Source organism: Phycicoccus sp. Root101 (assembly GCF_001426245.1).
Classification (GTDB): domain Bacteria; phylum Actinomycetota; class Actinomycetes; order Actinomycetales; family Dermatophilaceae; genus Pedococcus.
In genome coordinates this window covers 1-19,984 of record NZ_LMCM01000008.1, presented here as the reverse complement: position 1 = coordinate 19,984, position 19,984 = coordinate 1, and the positions used below count along the sequence as shown (strand labels likewise).

The following is a 19,984-nucleotide window of genomic DNA, read 5'->3' as shown; positions in this document are numbered from 1 at the left end:
GATCACGGAAACCTGCCACCCACGAACGCCCCGGACCGCTCCGCCAGTGGACAACCATCACAGCCCACGCCCACACCCGAACTCCCTTCCGTGCCTCCGACGTACCCCCAGCCGAAACCGCCCACCGCCATGTCCCACACACCTCATGCATTCCCGGCCGTTGAACGCGCAACCACCGTCCACCAGCGTCGACGCGTAAGGCTTTCTACGGGTGTGACCATGTCGATCCACAAGCTGACGGCCGGCAGCGGGTACGACTACCTGACTCGCCAGGTCGCCGCTCAGGACGTGACCGAGAAAGGGCACACCGGCCTGGCCAGCTACTACGCCGCCAAAGGTGAAGCGCCGGGCCAGTGGGTCGGCTCCGGGATGGCCGGCATCGACGGCCTGTCGGCCGGAGACGTGGTCACTGCCGAACAGATGCAGGCGCTATTCGGCTCCGGTCACCACCCGCTCGCGCAGCAGCGCCGTGATCGGCTGCAGGGCCCCGACCTGACGGATCGGGACTACCAGGCCGTCACCCGGCTGGGCGTCCCGTACAAGGTCTACGCCCGCGATGTGTCCACGTTCCGACTCGAGGTCGCGCAGCGCATCGCCGAGCTCAACATCAGCCGAGGCGCGGTGGGCAGCGCCGCCCGGGAGGGTGCCGTCTCCGTCGAGGACCGGGCCCGGATCCGCACCGAAGTCGCGGTCGAGTTCTTCCGCACCGAGCACGGCCGGGACCCCGCCGACGCACGCGAGATCGCCGCCACCATCGCCAAGCACTCGCGCCCCCGCACCACGGCGGTCGCCGGGTACGACCTGACCTTCTCCCCCGTCAAGAGCGTCAGCGCCCTGTGGGCCGTCGCCGATCCCGCCACGGCGGCACGCATCGAACGGGCCCACCACGCGGCGGTGCAGGACGCGCTGTCGTTTCTGGAAGAGCACGCCTTGTACACAAGGTTGGGCACCAACGGGGTCCGTCAGGTCAACGTCCAGGGCCTCGTGGCCACCGCCTTCACGCACCGCGATTCCCGCGCCGGCGACCCGGACCTGCACACCCACGTCGCGATGGCGAACAAGGTACAGAACATCGATCCAGGAGGCGCCGGCCGGTGGCTCAGCATCGACGGCCGGGTGCTGTACAAGGCCAACGTGTCCGCGTCCGAGCAGTACAACACCTCCCTGGAGAAGCACCTGCGCGCCGACCTCGGCCTGCGGTTCGAGGAGCGACCCAACTCCGATGCCCGCAAGCGTGCCGTGCGCGAAGTCGTCGGGGTCGACGCTCGCTTGACCGAGCGCTGGTCGGCCCGCCGGGCCAGCATCCAGGCGCGCCGGGCCGTGCTCGCCCAGCAGTTCCAGGCCGCCCACGGGCGCCCGCCCACCGAGGTCGAGTCGATCCAGCTGGCCCAGCAGGCAACGTTGGAGACCCGCGAGGCGAAGCACGAAGCGCGCAGCCTCGCCGAACAGCGGCGAGCGTGGCACCAGCAGGCCGTCGAGGTCCTCGGCGACGAGGCCGCCGTCGGCTCGATGGTGCAGACGGCGACGGCGCCGCCCATCCCAGCGACCACCCGGGTCGACGCCGCCTGGATAAGGGAGACCGCCGAACGGATGGTGGCCACGACCGAGACCCGCCGCAGCACGTGGCAGGTGTGGCACGTACGGGCCGAGGCGCTGCGCCAAGCCCGGGCCGCCGACCTGGCGGTCAGTGACGTCGACCGGGTGGTGGACCTGCTGGTCGACGAGGCGCTCAGCCAGCACTCCGTGCGCCTTTCGCCCGATGGCGATGGGGTCGCTGAGCCGGCGCAGCTACGCCGGCGCGACGACGAAAGCGTGTACACCGTGCACGGCGCCGAGCACTACACCTCCGCCCGGGTACTCGCCGCCGAGCAACGCCTGATCACCACGGCGGCACGGGTCGATGGGCGCACGGTCGGCATCGAGGCAGTCGACCTAGCGCTGCTGGAGACGGCAGCCAACGGGGTCACCCTCAACGCCGGGCAGGTCGCCCTGGTGCGCGGCATGGCCACCTCCGGAGCTCGGCTGCAGCTGGCGATCGCCCCCGCCGGAGCAGGCAAGACCACGGCGATGAGGGCGCTTGCCAGGGCGTGGGAGAACGGCGGTGGGACCCTCATCGGCCTGGCCCCGTCGGCCGCCGCGGCCGCTGCCTTGCGCGACCAGATCGACACCAACGGCGCCGTGCGCACCGACACCCTCGCCAAGCTCACCCACCACCTCGCCAACGGTGACCTGCCCCACTGGGCAACCCAGATCGGCCCGGACACGCTGGTGGTGATCGACGAGGCCGGCATGGCCGACACCCTCTCCCTGGATGCAGCCGTGGACTGGATCACCGCCCGAGGAGCCAGCGTCCGCCTCATCGGCGACGACCAGCAGCTGGCCGCGATCGGCGCTGGCGGCGTTCTGCGCGACCTCGACGCCACCCACGGTGCGCTGCGGCTCACCGAGCTCATGCGGTTCGCCGACCCGGCCGAAGGGGCTGCCTCACTGGCGCTGCGCGACGGTTTGACCGACGCACTCGGGTTCTACCTCGACCACCACCGGGTCCACGTCGGCGACCTGGCCACCATGACCGAGGACGTCTTCGACGCGTGGCAGGCCGACCGCGCCGCCGGCCTCGACGCGATCATGCTGGCACCCACCCGCGACCTTGTCTCCGACCTGAACCAGCGGGCCCGCGAGCACCGGCTCCAGCAGACAGCCGGCCCCACCGGAGCTGCACGAAGCGTGCGGCTCGCCGATGGCAACCAGGCCTCCGCCGGGGACCTGGTCATCACCCGCGCCAACGACCGACGGCTCCGAATCAGCGGGTCAGACTGGGTCAAGAACGGCGACCGTTGGACCGTGCTGGACGTCGACCCCGAGGCCACTGGTTCGGGGTCTCTCACCGTCCAGCACACCCGCAGCGCCCGGGTGATCGAGCTCCCCGCCGACTACGTGGCCACCTCGACCGAGCTCGGATTCGCCACCACCGTGCACACTGCGCAAGGCGTGTCGGTCGACACCGTCCATGGTCTGGCCACCGGGAACGAGTCCCGCCAGCAGTTGTACACGATGCTGACCCGCGGCCGCCTGGCCAACCACGTGTACCTGGAGGTCGTCAGCGACGGCGACCCGCACAACGCCATCCGCCCCGACAGCATCGCTCCCCCTACCGCGACCGACCTGCTCGAGCGTGTCCTGGCTCGGGACGATTCCCCCGTCTCCGCAACCACGATGGCCCGGCAAGCCGCGGACCCCGCTGTGCAGCTCGGGCAAGCCGCCACCAGGTACGCCGACGCGCTGTACGTCGCCGCCGAGGACCTGCTCGACCGCGGCACCCTGGAGGGCCTCGAGCGGGCCGCGGAGACGGTCGCCCCTCGCCTGACCGCCGAGGCCGCCTGGCCCACGCTGCGCGCCCACCTCATTCTGCTCGCCGCCACCGGACCGGACCCTGCGCAAGGTTTGGCCCAGGCCGCCGACGGTCGTGAGCTGGACAGCGCCGCAGACCGCGCCGCCGTGCTGGACTGGCGCCTAGATGACACCGGCCTCCGCAACGCCGAACCCGGCCCCCTGCCATGCATTCCCGCCATCCCCCACCGCCTGGCCCAGCACCCCGTATGGGGCCCCTACCTGCGTCAACGCGCCGACCTGGTGACCGACCTCGCCACCCAAGTCAGAGACGACGCCCAGTCCGCGCCGACCCCGGCATGGGCACAGCAAGGGGCAGCCCGCCCGAACCCGGCCACCCTCGGCGACGTCGCCGTATGGCGCGCCGCCATGCAGGTGAGTGACGAAGACCGCCGACCGACCGGCCCACCCCAGCTGCAAAAAGCCCCGGCGCGGTGGCAGCAGCGCCTGAACACCGCCGTCGTCGGCGACCGCACCCCAGCCCTGCAGGAATGGGGCGAGCTCCTGCGCCGCACCGCACCGGCAGCCTCCCGCGACGACTTCACCCCGCTCCTGGCCGAACGACTGGCCGCCATGTCCCGCGCCGGCCTGCCCACCCGACAGATCTTGGCCGGGGCCCTGCACCACGCCCCGCTCCCCGACGACCACGCAGCCGCCGCACTCTGGTGGCGGCTCAGCCGCCACGTCGCCCCCGCAGTCGCCCAAGAAATCGACCGCGGCCACACCCTCCACTCCGACTGGGCACCCGACCTGGCCACCAAGATCGGCCCGGCCCGTGTCAACCAGATGCAGACCAGCAGCTGGTGGCCGGCGCTGGTCAGCACCGTCGACCACGCCCTTCAGCGCGGATGGCCCCTGAAGGACCTGATGGACGTGGCGGTCGTCGACGACAGCGACGTCGACCCCGCTCAGGCCATGGTCTGGCGTCTGTCCGTGCTGACCGACCCGCCACCCTCGGCCGAAGACCTCGACCTTTCCCACCCCGACGACCAGGCCCCACCAGACATGTGGGATCTCGACCCGGATGCCGACGTAGCGGTGGTGCACGCGCCGACGCCCGACCAGTGGGACCACGAGTGGGCCGCAGCAGATGCTTCCCGCGAATCTGGTCACCACCCACCAACGCCCCTGGTGGTCTTCGACGTCGATCAGGACCCCGATCTCGTCGGTCAGGCCGAGCCCGACGCCGATGCGCAGTTGCAGCTGGCTGCCCTTGAGCGATCGGTGATGGGACCACTGGAGCCCAGCGACGTTGATATCGAACTGCAAGTGGCCCGTGCTGCCGAGATCGACTTCGCGCCCGTGTCGGCAGCACGCATGCTCGAGATCAACCAGTTGACCCTGGCGTACTACCGCGACCGATACGAGAGCAGCTGGGCGCAGACGTACCTGTCCGCGCGCTTGGGCCAAGACCCAGCCAGCACCCCTGGCCTGCACCCAGGGTACGCACCCGCCGGGTGGACCAACCTGGTCACGCACCTGAGGCGCCTCGGTGTCAATGACGAGGAAATGACCGAGGTGGGCGTCGCTACCCCGGCGCGCACGGGCCGGCTCATCGACCGGTTCCGCGACCGCGCCGTCATGCCGATCGTGCACGAAGGCCAAGTGCTCGGATTCGTGGGTCGCCGCAACCCGACCCTGGGCGACGACGACAACGCGGGTCCCAAGTACCTGAACACCGCCGACACTCCCCTGTTCCACAAGGGTGCCCAGGTGTTCGGACTCCTGCCCGAGCTGAACCACGGTGGCGCGACGCTGGTGCTCGTCGAAGGTCCCTTGGACGCGTGGGCGATCACGCTCGCTACCGGCGGAAGCCATGTCGGCATCTCCCCACTGGGGACTGCCCTCACCCACGAGCAGGCCACCCAGATCGCCCACCTCGGCCGGCGAGTCATCGTCGCCAACGACGCGGACCTGCCTGGACGTATCGCCGCGGAGCGTGACTACTGGCTACTCACCCAGCACGGCCTCGACCCGGGCGCCGCCACCTTCCCCGACGGTCTGGACCCGGCCGACGTGCTCGCCGACCATGGCGCCCACGCCCTCCAGAAGGCGCTGGCAACCGCACGCCCCCTCGGCGAGCTCGTCCTCGAGGAACGACTCACTCACCTCACCGGCGCGGCTGCTCTGAAGGAGGCCGTGCAGGTCCTCGCGGCCAGGCCCCCAGACCACTGGACTGCCCTCATCGACACGGTCGCCGCGCAGCTGCGGCGCTCCCCAAGCCAAGCCCGAGCCCGCCTAGCAGCCAGCGTCCAAACGTGGAACCGCGACCCGCGCGCCGCGACACAGGCGCGGCTCGACGAGGTCTCCGACGTAAAGGCTCGAATGTCGGCCGCCATCCCGGCGACGCCAGTCGACCGCTGGCCCGCGCTGGCATTGGAAATCGATCCTCGACTTAGCTCCCAGGCAGACTGGCCCGCACTTGCCGCCATGATGCAGCTGGCCCACCAGGACGGCCACGACGTGGCGGCCACCGTCCGACGACTCGTCGAGAACGAGCCGCTATCGGACCTGCCCGCCCAAGACCTGCGATACCGACTCGTCGCCGCCCTGCCGCTCGACATCGCGGCAGCCCCACGGAGCCCAATGACGGACGAACCTTCCAGGGCCGCGCGTGCGCAAGAGCGCCGCACGCCCGGAACAGGGACTCCGCGTCCACCGCAGACGCAGCGCCGTTGATGCGGCAGCGCGGTCGCAGTTGCCGGGCTGCTCCTGCTGTCCGGCGAAGCGCCCCACACCGCCGCGTTTGGGGCTCACCTAGGTCATCAGGTCTTCCCGACTGGGACGTTGCGCAGCATCCGGAGCCTTGTCGGTTTCGGGCGTCCACTGGGACACTCAGGAAATGAGGGGACGGCCGGGGCGTGGCGCGATGTTCGGACTTGGAGCGGGTTCGGCGCTCGCATGCCTGCTGATCCTGCTGCCGCGAGCGATCGAAGGCGACGATTACGAGGTCACCGATCCACTGGTGTTCATGGGCGTGCCGCTCGTGGTCATTGGCGCCTCGATCGGCGCCCTGATCGGCACCCCTGGCGCGGCGGAACGGTTAGCGGGCCAATCGGAACGAGTTCACCGTCCTTTGGGAATAGGTCGCGCCCTGGTTCCGTCGGTGGCAGGTATCGCTGCCGGACTCGCCTTCTGGCTCTTTCTCTGGGCCATCGGGGCGGTTGACGCGACGCCACTGGGGCTCTGGTAGCTGATCAGTTCAAACTCCCTAGGTGCGCGCCACCAAGAGGCTGCTGTCACATCGCCGCCATAACTCGCCCACTGACATCTGACTGACCCGGACGTTCTCCAACTGATGGCCAGTTGCGAATCCAGTCGAGGAAGGGCCGCAGCCGTCCTCTCCATTTCCAGAGCCCGAGCAGGATGCTGCTAACAGTCGACGATCTCGCCAGTGCCGCTGTCGATGGTCTGGCCGTCCACGACCCGAAGCCATGGTCCGGCGCTCTCCTGGCTCGCCGCAGGCCGGGTTTGGTGAGCGGCGACGTCCTGGGCGAATGCTTGGGCGCGGGCCGTCGTGGCGGGTTCGCTCAGGTGGTGCGAGTGTCGTCCCTTGACGGGCCACTGTTGGTGGCCGTCGTCGCAGTGGTTCTTGACTCGTTGACGCATTCGATCGATGAAGGCTGGGAGGGCGTAGCGGTGCCACTCCTCGAGGGCGTCGCTGCCCAACGCCAGCGCGGCTCGTCGACGTTGGTCGGCCAGCACGGCTAGTTCACGCACCAGGTGCGGGTGTTGCGGCCAGCAGTAGGGGACGACACCGACGACGTCCCATACGTACTCGGTGTTGAGCCAGATGGTGAAGGCCTCAAGCCAGTCCCACAGTTCCCGGCGCAGCTGCACGCGGGCGAGGCTGTCGGGGTCCCAGGGCCGAGGAAGCGTTCTGAGGGTGCCCAACGCTTTGCGCTGCTCGTCGGTCCCGTTGAGTGCGAGGTCGAGCTCCCGGTAGGCCTGCTCGAGCTGGCGTCCCGGGTGCGGGAACGTGGCCACCATCGGGACCGGCATCGGATCCGGGCTGCTCATCGGCTTCATGCTCGTCTCCCTCTTCAAGTCAGGTCTTTGGACAGGCCCCGTCGGCGGGCCTCGACGAGTGCCGCGGTGCGGCGGGCCTCGGTCGAGACCGTCGAGGAGTGCCGGGTCTGTCCGACGAGAGCTCGTGCCCGTTCCTTCCCCGCGAGTAGTACTTGCCCGGCGTGCCCGTCGATGCATCGGGTGAGCCGGACGATCATCGGTTTGCCGTTATCGGACACGACCAGGGCGTGGCGTTCCTTCAGTTGCCGGACCTCGGCGGCGGTGAGGATGGGGATGTCTTCCGCGGAGGTGGTACGGCCGCCCATCTGGCCGGTCTGCCAGCTGGTCCGCGAGATCCGCACCGGACCCAGCAGGTCGGAGATTTCCTGGTTGAACGCAACGTCCTTGGAGCCGCCGAACAGGATCAGGTTGTTCGTCAGGCCGAGCAGCGTGCGGGCCTCCTGGTCCCCGAAGATCGCGGTCAGCTGCGGGCGGGTCTGCGCGGCCCAAATGAACGAGATGCCTAGGGCGCGCTCGTTGGCCATCCGGGTGCGCAGCGTCGGCAGCGGCGCCGTGGAGGGCAGCTCGTCCAGGCAGGCCAGCATGGGCGGGCACAGTCGACCCCACCGCGACGTATGTGCCTCGACAAGTGCGGTGTCCAGGACATGCTCCGCGACGGCGGTCATCAATGGTGAAGCGCTGGCGTACGGGTCTTCCCGGCCGAGCAGGTAGATGGTGCCGCCGCGGCGGATCACGTCGGCGATATCGGTGGCGGGGCGCCCCGGACCCGGCACACACCGTCGCCTGATCGGTTCTTGGAAGAACAGGCTCAGCGCCTGCTGCACCGTGGTGACCGTGTTACCGGCGGTCCGGTCATCCCCGTGCAGCGCCCCGTGGAGAAGGCCGTGCCAGAACGGGGCGGCGTGCGGGTGTTCGCGCAGGATCTCGGTGGGGGCGGTGGCGCTGAGCGGGTTGGCCACCCACCGGAGCACGTCCTCCAGGTCACGCCCGGTCAGTGCCGCGGCGTGGAAGTAGGCCTGGATCACCTTGGCCGCCTCTGCGGCGTAGAACCGGGCAGCGTCGTCTCCGTGCCCGCCGGCAACGGCCCCCTTCACTGTGCCCGCGGTGAAAGCCTTGGCTCGGCGCTCGGCGACCATGGGGTCGACACAACCGTCGATTGGGTCCCACACCAGCTCCGGGAGCCCGAGGACCAGCCCGAACGGGTCGAGCACCACGCACGGGCGCCGCTCATCCTCCCCCGGCCGCGGCGCCTGCCTGGAGGTGAAGCTGAGCAGTAGGTCGTCGACCTTGGTGAGCGTCACCAGGGCGGCTCCGGGAGCGCGCAGCAGCGCGGGGATGAGCAGGTCGAGTGTTTTGCCGCTGCCCTGCGGCCCGATCACCCCGGCGGTGCGGTCCCACGGCACCCACAGCTGCCCGCCGCGCGGCTGCTGCCCCTTGCCCAGGCGCCAACCGACCTGTTCGGGTCGGAAGGGGGCCTGCCGGTGGTCGCCTCGCAGTGCCACCTCAGCGTCCCTTTCCGAACAGGTCCGGTCGGACGACGGCGGCGACCTTGCGCAGCCGGCTCCGGCCGAGCAGCCGCTCGGCTTCCTCTCGGGTGGCCGTGCCGTGGATCCGTCCGGGCCCCCAGCGGCCGAGGACGACCGTCGCCGCCCAGACCGTCAGGGCGAGGACCAGCGCCTCGACGACAGCGACACACACCCGGAGCGCCGTCGGCCCGGCCAGGTGGGCGGCCGTGCCGGTCAGGCCTGCGCCGGCGTCGCCACCGATCACTCTGGGCACGCTGGTGAATAGCGTCTCCCGGGAGGGCAGGGTGAGGCCTCCTCCGGTGACGAGGTTGGCGCACGCTCGTCCGGTGTGGATCCCGAGGACCAGCAGGAGAACCGTCGCGACGATTGCCGCCACGGGGATCTCCCAGGTGAACGGGTAAGGGTTGGTTCGTCGTGCTCGCTGCATGGGCTGCTCCCTTCCTGCCTCCCCAATGCCCGGTGGTGGTGCCGGGTGGTCAGGTCTGCGCTATGGCGGCGCAAGCGTCCGCGCACGGGAATGCTCGGGTCTCAGGGGGCCCCCTGGGTCGGATGGTCGGAGACGTTGCCGACCCGCCAGATCTGGAAGATGTTCGTGGTGGTCGCCTTGCCTGCGTAGTTGCCGTGGGTGACACCGTGTCGGGCGTCCATCGCCTCCACGGTGGACTGCTTGCTGGGGTCGAAGACCATGGCGACGTGGCCGATGGTGTTGGGCCCGAGGTAGGCGTCGTAGAAGATCAGGTCGCCGGGTCTGGCCTGCTGGGGGTCGACGCGGAAGCCGTTCCCGGCGGCGAGCCAGTCGCGTTGCGCTTGGGCTGTTCTGGGCGTGGTGACGCCGATCTGGGCGTAGGCGGTCTGGGTGAACGAGGAGCAGTCCCACGCGTGGGGTCCGTGGGCGCCCATGACGTACCGGTCTCCGATGCGGCTGGTCGCCCAGGTGAGGACGACTCGGAGGCGGTCGCTGGTCAGCGGTGGCAGGTCCGGGTTTCCGTGTCCTGGCGTGCATTCGGTGGTGCTTCCCCGCACGGTGCCGGTGCCGTATGCCGCGGCGTAGTACAGGACGTCGTTGACGTACCAGTCGGCGTGGTTGTAGGCGAAGATCGCTGCCCGGACACCGCCGGGCCCGTTGGTGACGCCGGACTGGGTGAGGTAGTTCGCAGCCGACATAGCGCTGTCGGCGTCGTTGGTGATGTCCGCGCGGCCGTCGCCGTCGCCGTCGACACCCATGGTGGCCCAGGTGGAGGGCATGAACTGCATGAGACCTAGCGCGCCGGCGGAGCTGGTGCCGGCGTTGCGGCCGTGGGCGGTCTCCTCCATGCCGATCCCGGCGAGCAGGATCCACGGGATCTTGTACCGAGCCGCGCCCGCGAGGTAGGCCACCTTGACCTGGGTGGGGATCGGTTGGGCCGGGGTGCGCAGCGACGCCTGCCGAGGCGCGCCGGGTGGGGGCAAGGGGAAGCCGACCCCACCCTCCTGGACCGGCTGCCCGGGCTGTGGTGTCCAACCGGTCACTGCTTGGCCGTTGAGTGGCGCGCCGTGGGCCACCATCCACGGCACGGGGTCGGTCGGCGTGCCGCTGAGGCGGATCTCGAAGTGCAGGTGGTTGCCGGTGCTGGTGCCGGTTGAGCCCTCGACACCTAGCTGCTGGCCGCCGGTGACGGTGGCGCCGACGGTCACGTTCACGGAGGCGAGGTGGGCGTAGCGGCTGACCACCACCGCCCCGGTGGTGTCGTCGACGTGCTGGACGTCGACGACGTTGCCGTACCCGCCCATGATGCCGGCGAAGGTGACTCGCCCGGCCCCGATAGCCACGACTGGTCCGGGTCCCGGTTGTGACACCAGGTCCTGCCCGGTGTGCGCGCGCCACTGGTGGTAGATCGGGTGGAACTCTTGGCCGAAGCCGCGCTGGCCGACTGTGTAGGCCTGCCCGAACGGAGGCCGCCAGGTGCCGGTGACCGGCGTGAAGCCACCGCAGGCGATCGTGCGCAGTTCCTGCGCGGCGGCCGGGGCGCTCACCGTCATCACGATCAGGGCGACGGCCACCGGCAGCCCGAGCGCCAGGACGAGTGTCGGGATGAGGAACAGCGCGATCTTCTTCATGGGTTCGGCTCCGGTCCGCCGTGGTCAGGCTGCGCCAGCGATGGCCTGGTTGGTGAACGTGAGTTCGCGTTCGACCGGGTGCAGCACGGTCTGCACCTTGTAGTGCTGCTCCCCCACGCACCACAGGGCCCGGCCCTTGCCCTGCATCGCCCACCCGGTCACCAGGTCGCGCGCCATCGGGCCCAGGCCGAGCATGTTTTCCAACTCGCGGGCCACCCCCAGGTCCTGGCCGTGCAGGATCTTCACGTCGGCCAGGTGCAGCAGGTCCTTGGCGATGGCGACGGCCTGCGAGCCGGTGTCACCGGCTGACAGCAGGTCGGAGGGCTTGTGCGCGATGGCGAACTGGACGTCGCCGTCGCGTCGGGACAGGCGCAGGTCGGCGTCGAAAGACTTGACCGCCTCCGGCCCCAATCTCAGCTGCTTCCATGACTCGTCGCGCACGACCACCCGCAGGTCCCCCGGGGCTGCCATCTCGCGCATGCCTCGACCCCAAGAGTTGAGGCAGGTCAGCGCGATCCCGATCGCCTCGTCCCCCAAGGGCTCGAGGCGGGACAGGCTCAGGGACTGGATCGGGGCCGACCAGTCGACGTCGATGGTGGTGTGGTCATCGAACAGGCCGGCCAGGGCGCCGCCGACGAGCTGGCCCAGGGCGTCACGCAGGAGCCTGGTGTCGTCGAGGAAGTGCCGCTCGTCGGCGTACCGGCAGGCCTCGATCAGGTCGCCGGTGGGGTTGTCCAGCAGGTGCCACAGCTGGGGGATGGTGGTCTCGGTCAGGTGGGACTGGCCGTGGGTGTGCCCAGTGAGGGTTTGCAGTGCCGCCTTGACGACGACCTCGTCGGTGGGTCCGAACGGGACCCGCTGCTCCCCGATCCGTTGGCTTCCGACGAGGCCGCGGACCAGGGTCAGCCAGCGGCCGAAGACGACGGCCGCGCGGCCTTGCGCCTGCGCGGCGTCCAGCTGCTCCCAGCCCTGCAGCAGGGGCCCGAACGCCAAGGGGTTGATCCGGGTGGGTAGGCCGTGCCCGATCGCGAAGGGTTCGACCCCGAAGAACCGGCACAGCCCCTCGTACTCGTCCTTGGGGTCGCCGAGCACCAGGATGCGGTAGCCGAAGTCGGTCATCCTCAGGCAGAACGCCTTGGTGGTTGCGGACTTGCCGCGGCCGGGTTTGCCGAAGCTGAAGATGTTGGGGTTGGTGACCGGGACGTCGTCGTCGAGGACCCACCCGTTGGGGTCGGCGTAGAACGCGCCACCGGAGAGCATGTCGATTCCCATCTGGGCGCCGGTCGGTGGCAGCCCGGGGGTGGAGATGAAGGGCCAGAGCACCGGCGCCTGGTCCGACGTCATGCGCCAGCTGCAGACGGGCGCGGCCGCCGGCGCCCAGCCGCTGCCGGGACGGCGAGGCCCGCGGCGTGAGGCGTGCCGGAACAGTCGCGCCTCCTGGGTGGCTTCCTGCACCGTTGGGACGGAGGGCAGGTCGTGGCCGAAGTCGGCCAGCAGCCGTGAAACGGTGCGCCCCGCTTCCTTGCGGCGCGGCGTGCGGGCTGGTCTGCTCATCGTTCAGTCCGCCTTCCGGGTGAGGCTGACGCCCAGCGGGACGGTCGACGCGGCGAACGCGACGTCCTGGGCCAGGTCCAGGCGCAGCGGCGCGAACCCGGCTCGGCGCACGGACGCATCGAGGCGCCGCCCGAACTCGGACACCATGGCGGTTTTGGGGACGGTGACCGTGCAGACGGCGTACGGGCGGGTCAGGGAGTTGCCGCGGGCGAGTTTGGTGTCCAGCCGGCGCACCTTCTCGGCCTCGTCCCTGGCCTTGGCGTTCTGCTTCACCTTCGCCTTGGCGCGCAGCTCCTCGCCGATGTCGGCGGCCCACTCGCTGGTAGCGCTCTGCCGGCCGGCCGCCGACTGGCTCAGGATCGGGTAGGCCACCAGGAAGGAGCGACGCTCCCCGGGCTCGGTCGGGGTCAGCACCGGCAGCAACGCACCCATTGCGGCGCCCTTGACTGGGAGCTTGATGGTGGAGCTGACGCTGTTCCACGCGTCGTGGCTGTAGTGCCGGGCCACCGGGTCGGCCCCGGACGGTCCGGCCATCGCCCACGGGACGTCGGCGTTGACGGCCGGGTCGGCGTGGCGGGCGCTGAGGGCGTCGATGATCCCGGCCCGGTCGCCTGGGGCGAACCCGGTCCGGGAGGCCAGCGCGAGTTCGGGGCTGGTCAGCCACGTGACGCTGGTCATGCCCAGCCCGCCGCGCAGCTGGGCCTCGATCTCGCCCAGCACGCCGTAGATGACGCGGGCGCGTCCTTCGAGGCCGCCGCCGGACTCCTTGGCCGCCTTGCCCAGCCGTCCTTCGGAGATGACGACTGTCACGAAGGACTCGGTGCGCACGCTGGCCCGCGTGAGGGTCTGCTGCAGCTCGTCGTTGACCTGACGGGCCCCCGGGGAACCGCCGGGCCGGCGGTGGCGGGCCAGCCACTGGTCTCGTTCGGCGCCGTCCTCGGGGACGCTGCGCACCAGCAGCAGGATCTCGTCGATGAGCCCGGTCTGGGAGGCCATGTCCAGCAGCTCGCTTAGGGCCTGGCCCTGCCGCTGCCGTTCCTCGATCTCGCGCAGCCCGATGCCCGGGTGGACGACGGCCGCGGTCACCGCCCACGTTCGGGTGCTGTGGTTCTGGATGATCGCCACCCGTGAGAACGAGGCCCCGTGTGGTGGGCCGTCGTGGATCTGCACGGCGTGCAACGCTCCGGGCAGGTCGGCCTCCTCAAGGGCGTCCACCTGCCCTCGGCTTGCCTTGGAACGAAAGCGGGTCCACCCGGCTAGGCCGCCGGTGGCGAAGGCCAGACAGGCGGCCACCCAGCCGAAGGTGGACCGGCCCCGGACTGGGGTCACGGTGACCACGGTGATCGTGACCCACAGCGCCAGGAACAGCCCCGCCGAGATCCACGCGCCGGCCTGGATGGACCAGAACACCGGCGTCGTCGAGCTGGCGACGACGGCCAGCTGCCACCCGGACAGCCCGAAGAACCACCCGATCCGGGCCCGGCTGTAGTCGCTGTAGATGACCGCCATGAGGGCCTCCTCTGCTTTCGAACAAGGCGTTTCGGGTTTGGGTGCTCACACCGGGACGATCGGGACGGCCGCGGCGGCACCCGCGGCCTCGCCCCCGGCGCCCGCGCCACCCGCGCCACCGGCACCACCACCGGCACCACCACCGGCACCACCACCGGCACCGCCACCGGGACCGGGACCGGGACCGGCAACTGCGCCCAGGGAGGGTGGTGGCGCGGGCGGCGCCCCGAAGCCGGGCGGTACGGGGGAGGTGATGCCGGCCTCCGGCGTGGTGTGGGGGCTGGAGCCGTTGATCTCGGGGTTGTCATCGTCTGCCGTGCCGCCGCCGCGGCTGTGGCTCGACCGCTGCGTGGTGTTGCTGAAGTCCGGGACGTAGTTGTTGTGGCCGACACCCATCTGGTTGGTCACGTCGGCGGCCACGGCCGCCCCGCGCGGCCCGATGCCCTCCAAGGCCGCCATGCCTGCGCCGACGGCTTGCCCGAGCCCGCCCCCGACCTGGCCCATCAGCCCCCGCGCACCGGAGCTGAAGCGCGCGCTGGTGGAGTCTTGCCCGGAGCTCTCACCCTGGGAGCGGCCGTTTGCGTCGGTCGTTGACGCGGCCGCGGACCCGCCCTGGGCCTGACCCTGGCCAGCCAGGACACCGCTGAGGCCGCCCTGGGCGGCCAGACCTGCCCGCAGCGCGGACCCGGAGCTGGTGCCGGGGTCGACGAACGCCAGGAGCTTGAACAGCGCGAGGGGGCTGAAGCAACCGATGCAGATCAGGACCACGCCGGGCACGGCAGTCCCGATGGCCTTCTGCAGGTTGTCGCTCATTCCGGTGGCGACCCCTGAGGTCATCTGCAGCCCGATGCCCAGCACCAGGACCATCACCACGGGTGTGAACGCGGCGGCGATGAACCAGCGCAAGCTCTTCCAGAACCAGCTCTGCCCGGCGTCGCTGACCAGGCCCCCCGCGGCGATGGGCGTGGTCGCGGCCAGCACCATCAGGGCGCCCGCCCGGGTGAGCATGACCAGCAGGTGTCCGATCGCGGCAAACGCCATGAAGATCCCCATGAATCCCAAGACGGTGGCCACGGTGCCGTCACTGATGTCGTGGGTCGAGATCTGGGTGCCGAGCGGGTCGAACTGGGCCCACTTGTCGATGTGCAGCAGGGCGGACATCAGGGCGCGGGTGAGTCCTCCGCAGGCGGCGACGACCAGCACCGCCAGTGCGATCCAGCCGGCCCACACCATCACGAACTGGCCCGTCCCGACCAGGACCCGCGCCATGGACTTGCCGTCGCGCCGCGCGGCGGTCAGACCCAGCTGGACCATGGCCAGCAGGAGCATGAGGGCTCCGGCGATCCAAAAGGTCATCTGGTACACCTGCGCGCCGGGGCCGCCCTCGCCCAAGTCGGGGACGGTGAACGCGTCGACGATGGTCAGGACGAGCTTCAGCAGCCAGAGCCCGGCGTTCCAGAGGCCGAGCATTGCCGCGGTCCACCCGTCGGCGACGACCTTGCCGGCGGCTGAACCGAGGTAGGTGAAGGGGTTGAGGAAGTCCATGGCGCTACTCCGTGATGGTCGGGTTGCTGGTCGAGGTGGCGGCCGCGCCCGACTCGTCGCTGCTGGCCAGGTCATTGGAAACCCAGGTCCGCCACCCAGCCTTGAACGCGATGTCGGTTCCCGGCCACGTCGATGGTGCGGCCGCGGCGGGAGCGCCGGGCGCGATCATCCAGCGCCCGCCGTCCCCGCCCGGCCCCGTAGGCGGCGTGGCGTGCCATTGCATGCGTTCGCAAAATCCGTACGCGATGCGGGCCTGCACGGTGATGGTCGCCCGCACGTCCAGCAGGACGCAGGCCAGCACCCAGTCGGGCCCGTCCGTGCCTTTGACCTGCCCGGCTGCGGGGGTCGCGGTCACCGCGACCGTGGGGTCCTTGGTCTGCCCCTGCCCTGCGCTGGCGAGGAAGTTCTGGACGTTCTTGGTCAGTGCCCAGTCGGCCACGCCTGCCTCGCCGGGTAGCGCCCACTGTTCGTAGACCTGGTTCGCCTGCGGGATGGACATCCCCTGCAGGACCGTCGTCTCGATGGCGGCCAGCTGGCCGACCGCTCCGCCGGGTGTGGGAGGGAAGCCGGTCGGCACCTGTCCCGGTCCCACGCCGGTGGCCGGCGGCACGTCGATGACCGGTCCGGTGACCGCGGAAGGGACGCCGCGCCTGGCGTCGTCCGGGGCCACCGGAAGCATCGGGGCTGCGGCCACCTGGTCGCGGTAGGCGGGGCCGCTGCCGGGGGCCACGGGCTTGGGCGACGTCGACCATGCCGCCGAATGGGGCGTCGACGTCGCGTCTGCGCTGCGCAGGCCGTAGTAGAGGGCCAGGGCGAGGCCGGCGACGAACAGCAGGGCTGCGCCGACCCCGGCCGCGAGGGTGGCCAGCAGGCGCGGTCGTCCCCACCCGCCGCTGGCGCTGTTCTGGCCGGGGCGGCTCATCAGATGCACCCGGCGCCGGTCATGGCGCGCACGATTCCCGGTAGTACCAGGTAGCCGATCACCGCCAGGAAGACGACGACCACGCCGACGATCCCGGCCTTGGACGCGTGCGGCATGCCGAAGATGCGGCCCGCGACGATCGCGCCGATGCCGACGACGACGCCGAGCACGAACAGGATGATCGTGCCCCACAGGACGTAGCCCATGAGCTGGTCTGCGTAGCGCTGTGCTCCGGGCGGGGCGACGGGGCAGACCTGCGCGAGGGTGGCGAGCTGGCGGGTGAGTGCCGTCATGACAGGTTTCCCTTCGTCGTGGCTCCGGCGACGCTGGCGCGGAGCAGGTGGCCTGCTGCGGTGAGCAGTCGGGTGGGCAGGGCTTGCGAGTCCAGGCCCCGCACGGCGAGGCCGCGGTCTAGCGGGATTGGGTGCATGGCCCCGTGCTGGTCGAGCCGCCGGGACAAGGCGCCCAGGCTGTGCTCCAGGCCCCGGGGCCACTTGCGCCGCGGTGGACCGAGGACGGCGCCGATGACCGGTGTTCCCTCCAGCAGTGCCAGCGCCCCCTCCAGGCGCCTCAGGCCGGGGATGGTGGCGGTCGTGACGGCCACGACGTGATCGGCGTGGAGCACCCGGTCGGACAGCCAGCTCGGGCTGGCCATCAGCTGTCCCAGCTCCCATCCGACGTCCAGAACGGTCAGCCCGAGCCCCGGTGCCGCGTCGGTCGGGGGTAGCACTTCGTCGGGGCTGACGTACATGTCCGTGCTGCGCTCGAGGAGGACCTCGCCTCGGGTCCCCTGGAGCCAACCTGCGGGGTGCTGGCCCAGCTCTGCGGTGGATGCTGGCGCCAGGCCGGACGCCGTCACCGTGCAGCACTCCACCACGCGGGCGCCTCCCACTGCGTCCGCCGTGGCCGCGACTGCAGCGGTGGCGAGACTCAACGCCAGGGTGGTTGCCCCGACCGATCCGGCGCACCCGATGACGGGGAGCACGGCCTCATGGGGCTCCCACGGCTGCCCGCCGGTTTCATGGCTGCTGGATGCGTCCGGTCGGGGGCTGGCGCCCGGGTGACGGCGGAAGTCCCCGGCCTGTACGGCCTGCCACGCGCGCTGCAGCTCCTCAACGCTCACCGCGGACCGCGGGGGTGCCGGGTAGGTGGTCAGTGAGGTCACTGGGCACTCCCCTGCCTCAGCGCCGACCTTGTGGCCTCGGGGGAGGCGCGCAGGCGGGGGTCGTCCAATCGGGCCAGCGGGGCGCGCGCAGTCTGCACCTGATACAGCCGGTCCACGCACCCCGCCAGCTCGGCACGTGGCTCGCCCGCGCCGTTGGCCACGGCGATCAGGCGTTGGAGCTCGGTCTCGTCGGTCATCCTCATCACCTCCTGGCCCAAAGCCGGCCAGCTCCGTGGTGGTGGCCATTCACGCCGAGACCCGCTGGTGGGTGCCGCACACGGTCCGCAGCGCGCAGACCGACCGGGCTGCGCGCCGGCGGATAGTCCGGGCGGAGACGCCGCGGTCTGCGGCCACGGCTTCGGAGGCTGCCGGGGCCATCAGGCCGGCATGGCCGCGACCCGAGCGGGCGGGGCTGGCCAGGTCCGCGGCGTGGGCCAGGCTCAACAGAAGCTCGCTGTCGGACTCGGACAGGGCACCCTTGCTCGTTGCGAACTCGAGAATGTCCAGCAGCTCCTCTTCAGCCGTGGGACCGGCCGGGTGGACCCAGTGGAAGGCCTCGGTCCACACCTGCGCGGAGGGCGGGAACGGGATCGTGCGGTCGCCCAGGTCGCCGATCCCGAGGTCGCGCATCACGCCCTTGCGCGTGTTCATCAGGATGTTGGCGGCCACCTTGTGGCCGCGCTGCCACGGGAAGGTCCGGGCCTCGACCCACAGCTGGGCGGCGAGGATCTCGTCGATTCGACGGCTGAGTCGCCCGAGACGGAACGCCAGCAGGCTGGCTCCGGGCAGGAGTACCCAGGCCAGCGCTGCGGTCGCGGCGACGTCGTCGCCGCCGTCCGGCGCCGACAGCTGGGCCAAGGCCAGTAGGACACGGTCCGCTGCAGCCCAGTCGGCGGCCCGCAGCCAGGTCGGGAGATCAGCCAGCTCGTCGACGACGAGCAACTCTTCGTGGGAGAACTGCCATCGCGACCAGCGCTGCCGGGCCACGGCCAGGACCTCACTGTCGGGGTCGGCCAAGCCGAGGTGTGTTGCGACACTCATCTCGAATTCCTTCCGCCGTGGGGACACGGCAGGAAGGTCTCGGTCAGGCGTCCCCGGACTCGTCCCCGTCCTTGGGCAATCAGGAGGGGGTACGTGTCCCGTGATCGGGGGTACGATCCGCGTGACCTGCAACGATGCGTCGTACCCCAAGTCGCCGACATTCTCGTGCGACAGGCCTTGCGCTCCGCTTGGCGGCGGCCAAATGAGGGTGCAGCGTTGCCGATCGCGAAGGGCACACCCGGGGGGTGTGCAGCCGCACCCCCCGCCCTGATGTTTCCCTTGAGAGAGGCGACCTGTAGCCGGGAGCCGGTCGGCTTCGGCACTCCCGAGTACCTCGTGACGGTGCGCGTCGCTCCGGCAGCCAAACCACGACTCGCACTCTTGGAGAGCAGGGAACCCAGGCTGTCCCTGCCATCCGCGGTCGAGCGCGACGAGCGCGGCTGGGCACGGCTCGGCCGGCGCTTCGAGCGCACCGCAACCAACACAGCAAAGGAACCGCTGCCCCTCGGCCCCGAGACCGAGGTCCTCGACGCACGCACCTGAACTCATGGCCGAGACCGTCACCGGAACTTGCCGACGACCCGCTACAGCTCTGACTGCGCGGTTCTAGTGAGCGGCCCCCTCGGTCACTAGGTGGAGCTCACCCAACGGTGAGCGGATCAGCCCAAGATCGATTTGATGGGCAATGGCGGCGGATTGACGCACTTCGGCGACTAGATCCGCACCGGCGATGCAAAGGCGGAGGCCCGGAACCGTCTCGCTTCAGCCGTACGATGCACCGCCGGGTCCGCACCGTGAGTTAGCGCATCGCAAACTTGCAAGCAGGCGCCTATGTCGGTGCCTACTCCTAGGTTGCCTTCATGCAGATGCCGCAGCCGAACCAGCGCAACGGGCCTATGGCCGGACATGTTCACCGGCGCCGGGTTTTCACGCCGCAACTCGCGGCGACCGGCGTCCTTGTCATCGGAGACTGGTTCAAGGACGACCTCCCCGACTTGCTGTGGCCGGCCCTCGTGTGTCCCGTACCGGGTCTGATGGAGGCTCTCATTCCACGGAAGGATGAGAGTCATGGCAGCACCGAGGAAGTATCCCGAGGAGCTTCGGGAGCGAGCGATCAGGATGGCCGTGGATCTGCGGCGTGACCCGGAGACAAGGTCCGGGGCGTTGAAGCGGGTTGGTGATCAGCTCGGGATCAATCCAGAGACC

14 protein-coding genes are annotated in these 19,984 nt (G+C 70.6%); 2 read left to right on the top strand and 12 right to left on the bottom strand.

The features are described 5' to 3' along the window. Nucleotides 1-219: 219 nt before the first annotated feature. Nucleotides 220-6,069 (top strand): MobF family relaxase, encoded by a 5,850-nt coding sequence (gene mobF, locus ASC58_RS12850; RefSeq protein ID WP_056919589.1) that lies wholly within the window; start codon nt 220-222, stop codon nt 6,067-6,069. A gap of 163 nt (nt 6,070-6,232) precedes the next feature. Continuing rightward, the gene (locus tag ASC58_RS12845) at nt 6,233-6,583 is read left to right on the top strand and encodes a hypothetical protein (protein WP_157598494.1); all 351 of its coding nucleotides are present in this window, start codon (nt 6,233-6,235) and stop codon (nt 6,581-6,583) included. A 179-nt stretch (nt 6,584-6,762) separates the two neighbouring features. Here the strand turns inward: ASC58_RS12845 and ASC58_RS12840 are convergent, their stop codons facing one another. The 12 genes from ASC58_RS12840 to ASC58_RS12785 form a co-directional block, all read right to left on the bottom strand. Further along, entirely contained in the window at nt 6,763-7,410 is a 648-nt protein-coding gene (locus ASC58_RS12840) for a hypothetical protein (RefSeq protein WP_235529221.1), read from the bottom strand. A gap of 23 nt (nt 7,411-7,433) precedes the next feature. Then, complete coding sequence (locus ASC58_RS12835; protein ID WP_235529220.1) at nt 7,434-8,921, bottom strand: type IV secretory system conjugative DNA transfer family protein; 1,488 nt, start codon at nt 8,919-8,921, stop codon at nt 7,434-7,436. Between the two features lies 1 nt (nt 8,922). Beyond that, on the bottom strand, nt 8,923-9,321 hold the full coding sequence (locus tag ASC58_RS12830; RefSeq protein WP_157598493.1) for a hypothetical protein: 399 nt from the start codon (nt 9,319-9,321) through the stop codon (nt 8,923-8,925). 152 nt (nt 9,322-9,473) lie between these two features. Further along, entirely contained in the window at nt 9,474-11,042 is a 1,569-nt protein-coding gene (locus ASC58_RS12825; RefSeq protein WP_056919585.1) for a peptidoglycan DD-metalloendopeptidase family protein, read from the bottom strand. A 24-nt stretch (nt 11,043-11,066) separates the two neighbouring features. Then, entirely contained in the window at nt 11,067-12,596 is a 1,530-nt protein-coding gene (locus ASC58_RS12820; RefSeq protein WP_056919584.1) for an ATP-binding protein, read from the bottom strand. Nucleotides 12,597-12,599: 3 nt separating this feature from the next. After that, complete coding sequence (locus tag ASC58_RS12815) at nt 12,600-14,105, bottom strand: SCO6880 family protein (protein WP_056919583.1); 1,506 nt, start codon at nt 14,103-14,105, stop codon at nt 12,600-12,602. 45 nt (nt 14,106-14,150) lie between these two features. Continuing rightward, complete coding sequence (locus ASC58_RS12810) at nt 14,151-15,650, bottom strand: type IV secretion system protein (RefSeq protein ID WP_056919582.1); 1,500 nt, start codon at nt 15,648-15,650, stop codon at nt 14,151-14,153. 4 nt (nt 15,651-15,654) lie between these two features. Continuing rightward, nucleotides 15,655-16,572 carry a hypothetical protein gene (locus ASC58_RS12805; protein WP_056919581.1) on the bottom strand — a complete coding sequence of 306 codons (918 nt, stop codon included), beginning with the start codon at nt 16,570-16,572 and terminating at the stop codon, nt 15,655-15,657. Beyond that, on the bottom strand, nt 16,572-16,865 hold the full coding sequence (locus ASC58_RS12800) for a hypothetical protein (protein ID WP_056919580.1): 294 nt from the start codon (nt 16,863-16,865) through the stop codon (nt 16,572-16,574). The genes ASC58_RS12805 and ASC58_RS12800 overlap by 1 nt, the downstream gene beginning before the upstream one ends. Continuing rightward, nucleotides 16,862-17,737, bottom strand: a complete 876-nt coding sequence (locus tag ASC58_RS12795) for a hypothetical protein (protein ID WP_056919579.1) — start codon at nt 17,735-17,737, stop codon at nt 16,862-16,864. The genes ASC58_RS12800 and ASC58_RS12795 overlap by 4 nt, the downstream gene beginning before the upstream one ends. Beyond that, nucleotides 17,734-17,934: a hypothetical protein gene (locus ASC58_RS12790; RefSeq protein WP_157598492.1), complete on the bottom strand. Its 201-nt coding sequence runs from the start codon at nt 17,932-17,934 to the stop codon at nt 17,734-17,736. Before ASC58_RS12790 ends, ASC58_RS12795 begins: the two co-directional genes overlap by 4 nt. 49 nt (nt 17,935-17,983) lie before the next feature. Next, nucleotides 17,984-18,778 carry a hypothetical protein gene (locus ASC58_RS12785; protein WP_157598491.1) on the bottom strand — a complete coding sequence of 265 codons (795 nt, stop codon included), beginning with the start codon at nt 18,776-18,778 and terminating at the stop codon, nt 17,984-17,986. Nucleotides 18,779-19,984: the final 1,206 nt, after the last annotated feature.

Coding starts and splice junctions, on each gene's coding strand:
- mobF (WP_056919589.1), top strand. CDS start 220: ATGTCGATCCACAAGCTGACGGCCGGCAGCGGGTACGACTACCTGACT.
- ASC58_RS12845 (WP_157598494.1), top strand. CDS start 6,233: ATGAGGGGACGGCCGGGGCGTGGCGCGATGTTCGGACTTGGAGCGGGT.
- ASC58_RS12840 (WP_235529221.1), bottom strand. CDS start 7,410: ATGAGCAGCCCGGATCCGATGCCGGTCCCGATGGTGGCCACGTTCCCG.
- ASC58_RS12825 (WP_056919585.1), bottom strand. CDS start 11,042: ATGAAGAAGATCGCGCTGTTCCTCATCCCGACACTCGTCCTGGCGCTC.
- ASC58_RS12820 (WP_056919584.1), bottom strand. CDS start 12,596: ATGAGCAGACCAGCCCGCACGCCGCGCCGCAAGGAAGCGGGGCGCACC.
- ASC58_RS12815 (WP_056919583.1), bottom strand. CDS start 14,105: ATGGCGGTCATCTACAGCGACTACAGCCGGGCCCGGATCGGGTGGTTC.
- ASC58_RS12810 (WP_056919582.1), bottom strand. CDS start 15,650: ATGGACTTCCTCAACCCCTTCACCTACCTCGGTTCAGCCGCCGGCAAG.
- ASC58_RS12805 (WP_056919581.1), bottom strand. CDS start 16,572: ATGAGCCGCCCCGGCCAGAACAGCGCCAGCGGCGGGTGGGGACGACCG.
- ASC58_RS12800 (WP_056919580.1), bottom strand. CDS start 16,865: ATGACGGCACTCACCCGCCAGCTCGCCACCCTCGCGCAGGTCTGCCCC.
- ASC58_RS12790 (WP_157598492.1), bottom strand. CDS start 17,934: ATGACCGACGAGACCGAGCTCCAACGCCTGATCGCCGTGGCCAACGGC.
- ASC58_RS12785 (WP_157598491.1), bottom strand. CDS start 18,778: ATGAGTGTCGCAACACACCTCGGCTTGGCCGACCCCGACAGTGAGGTC.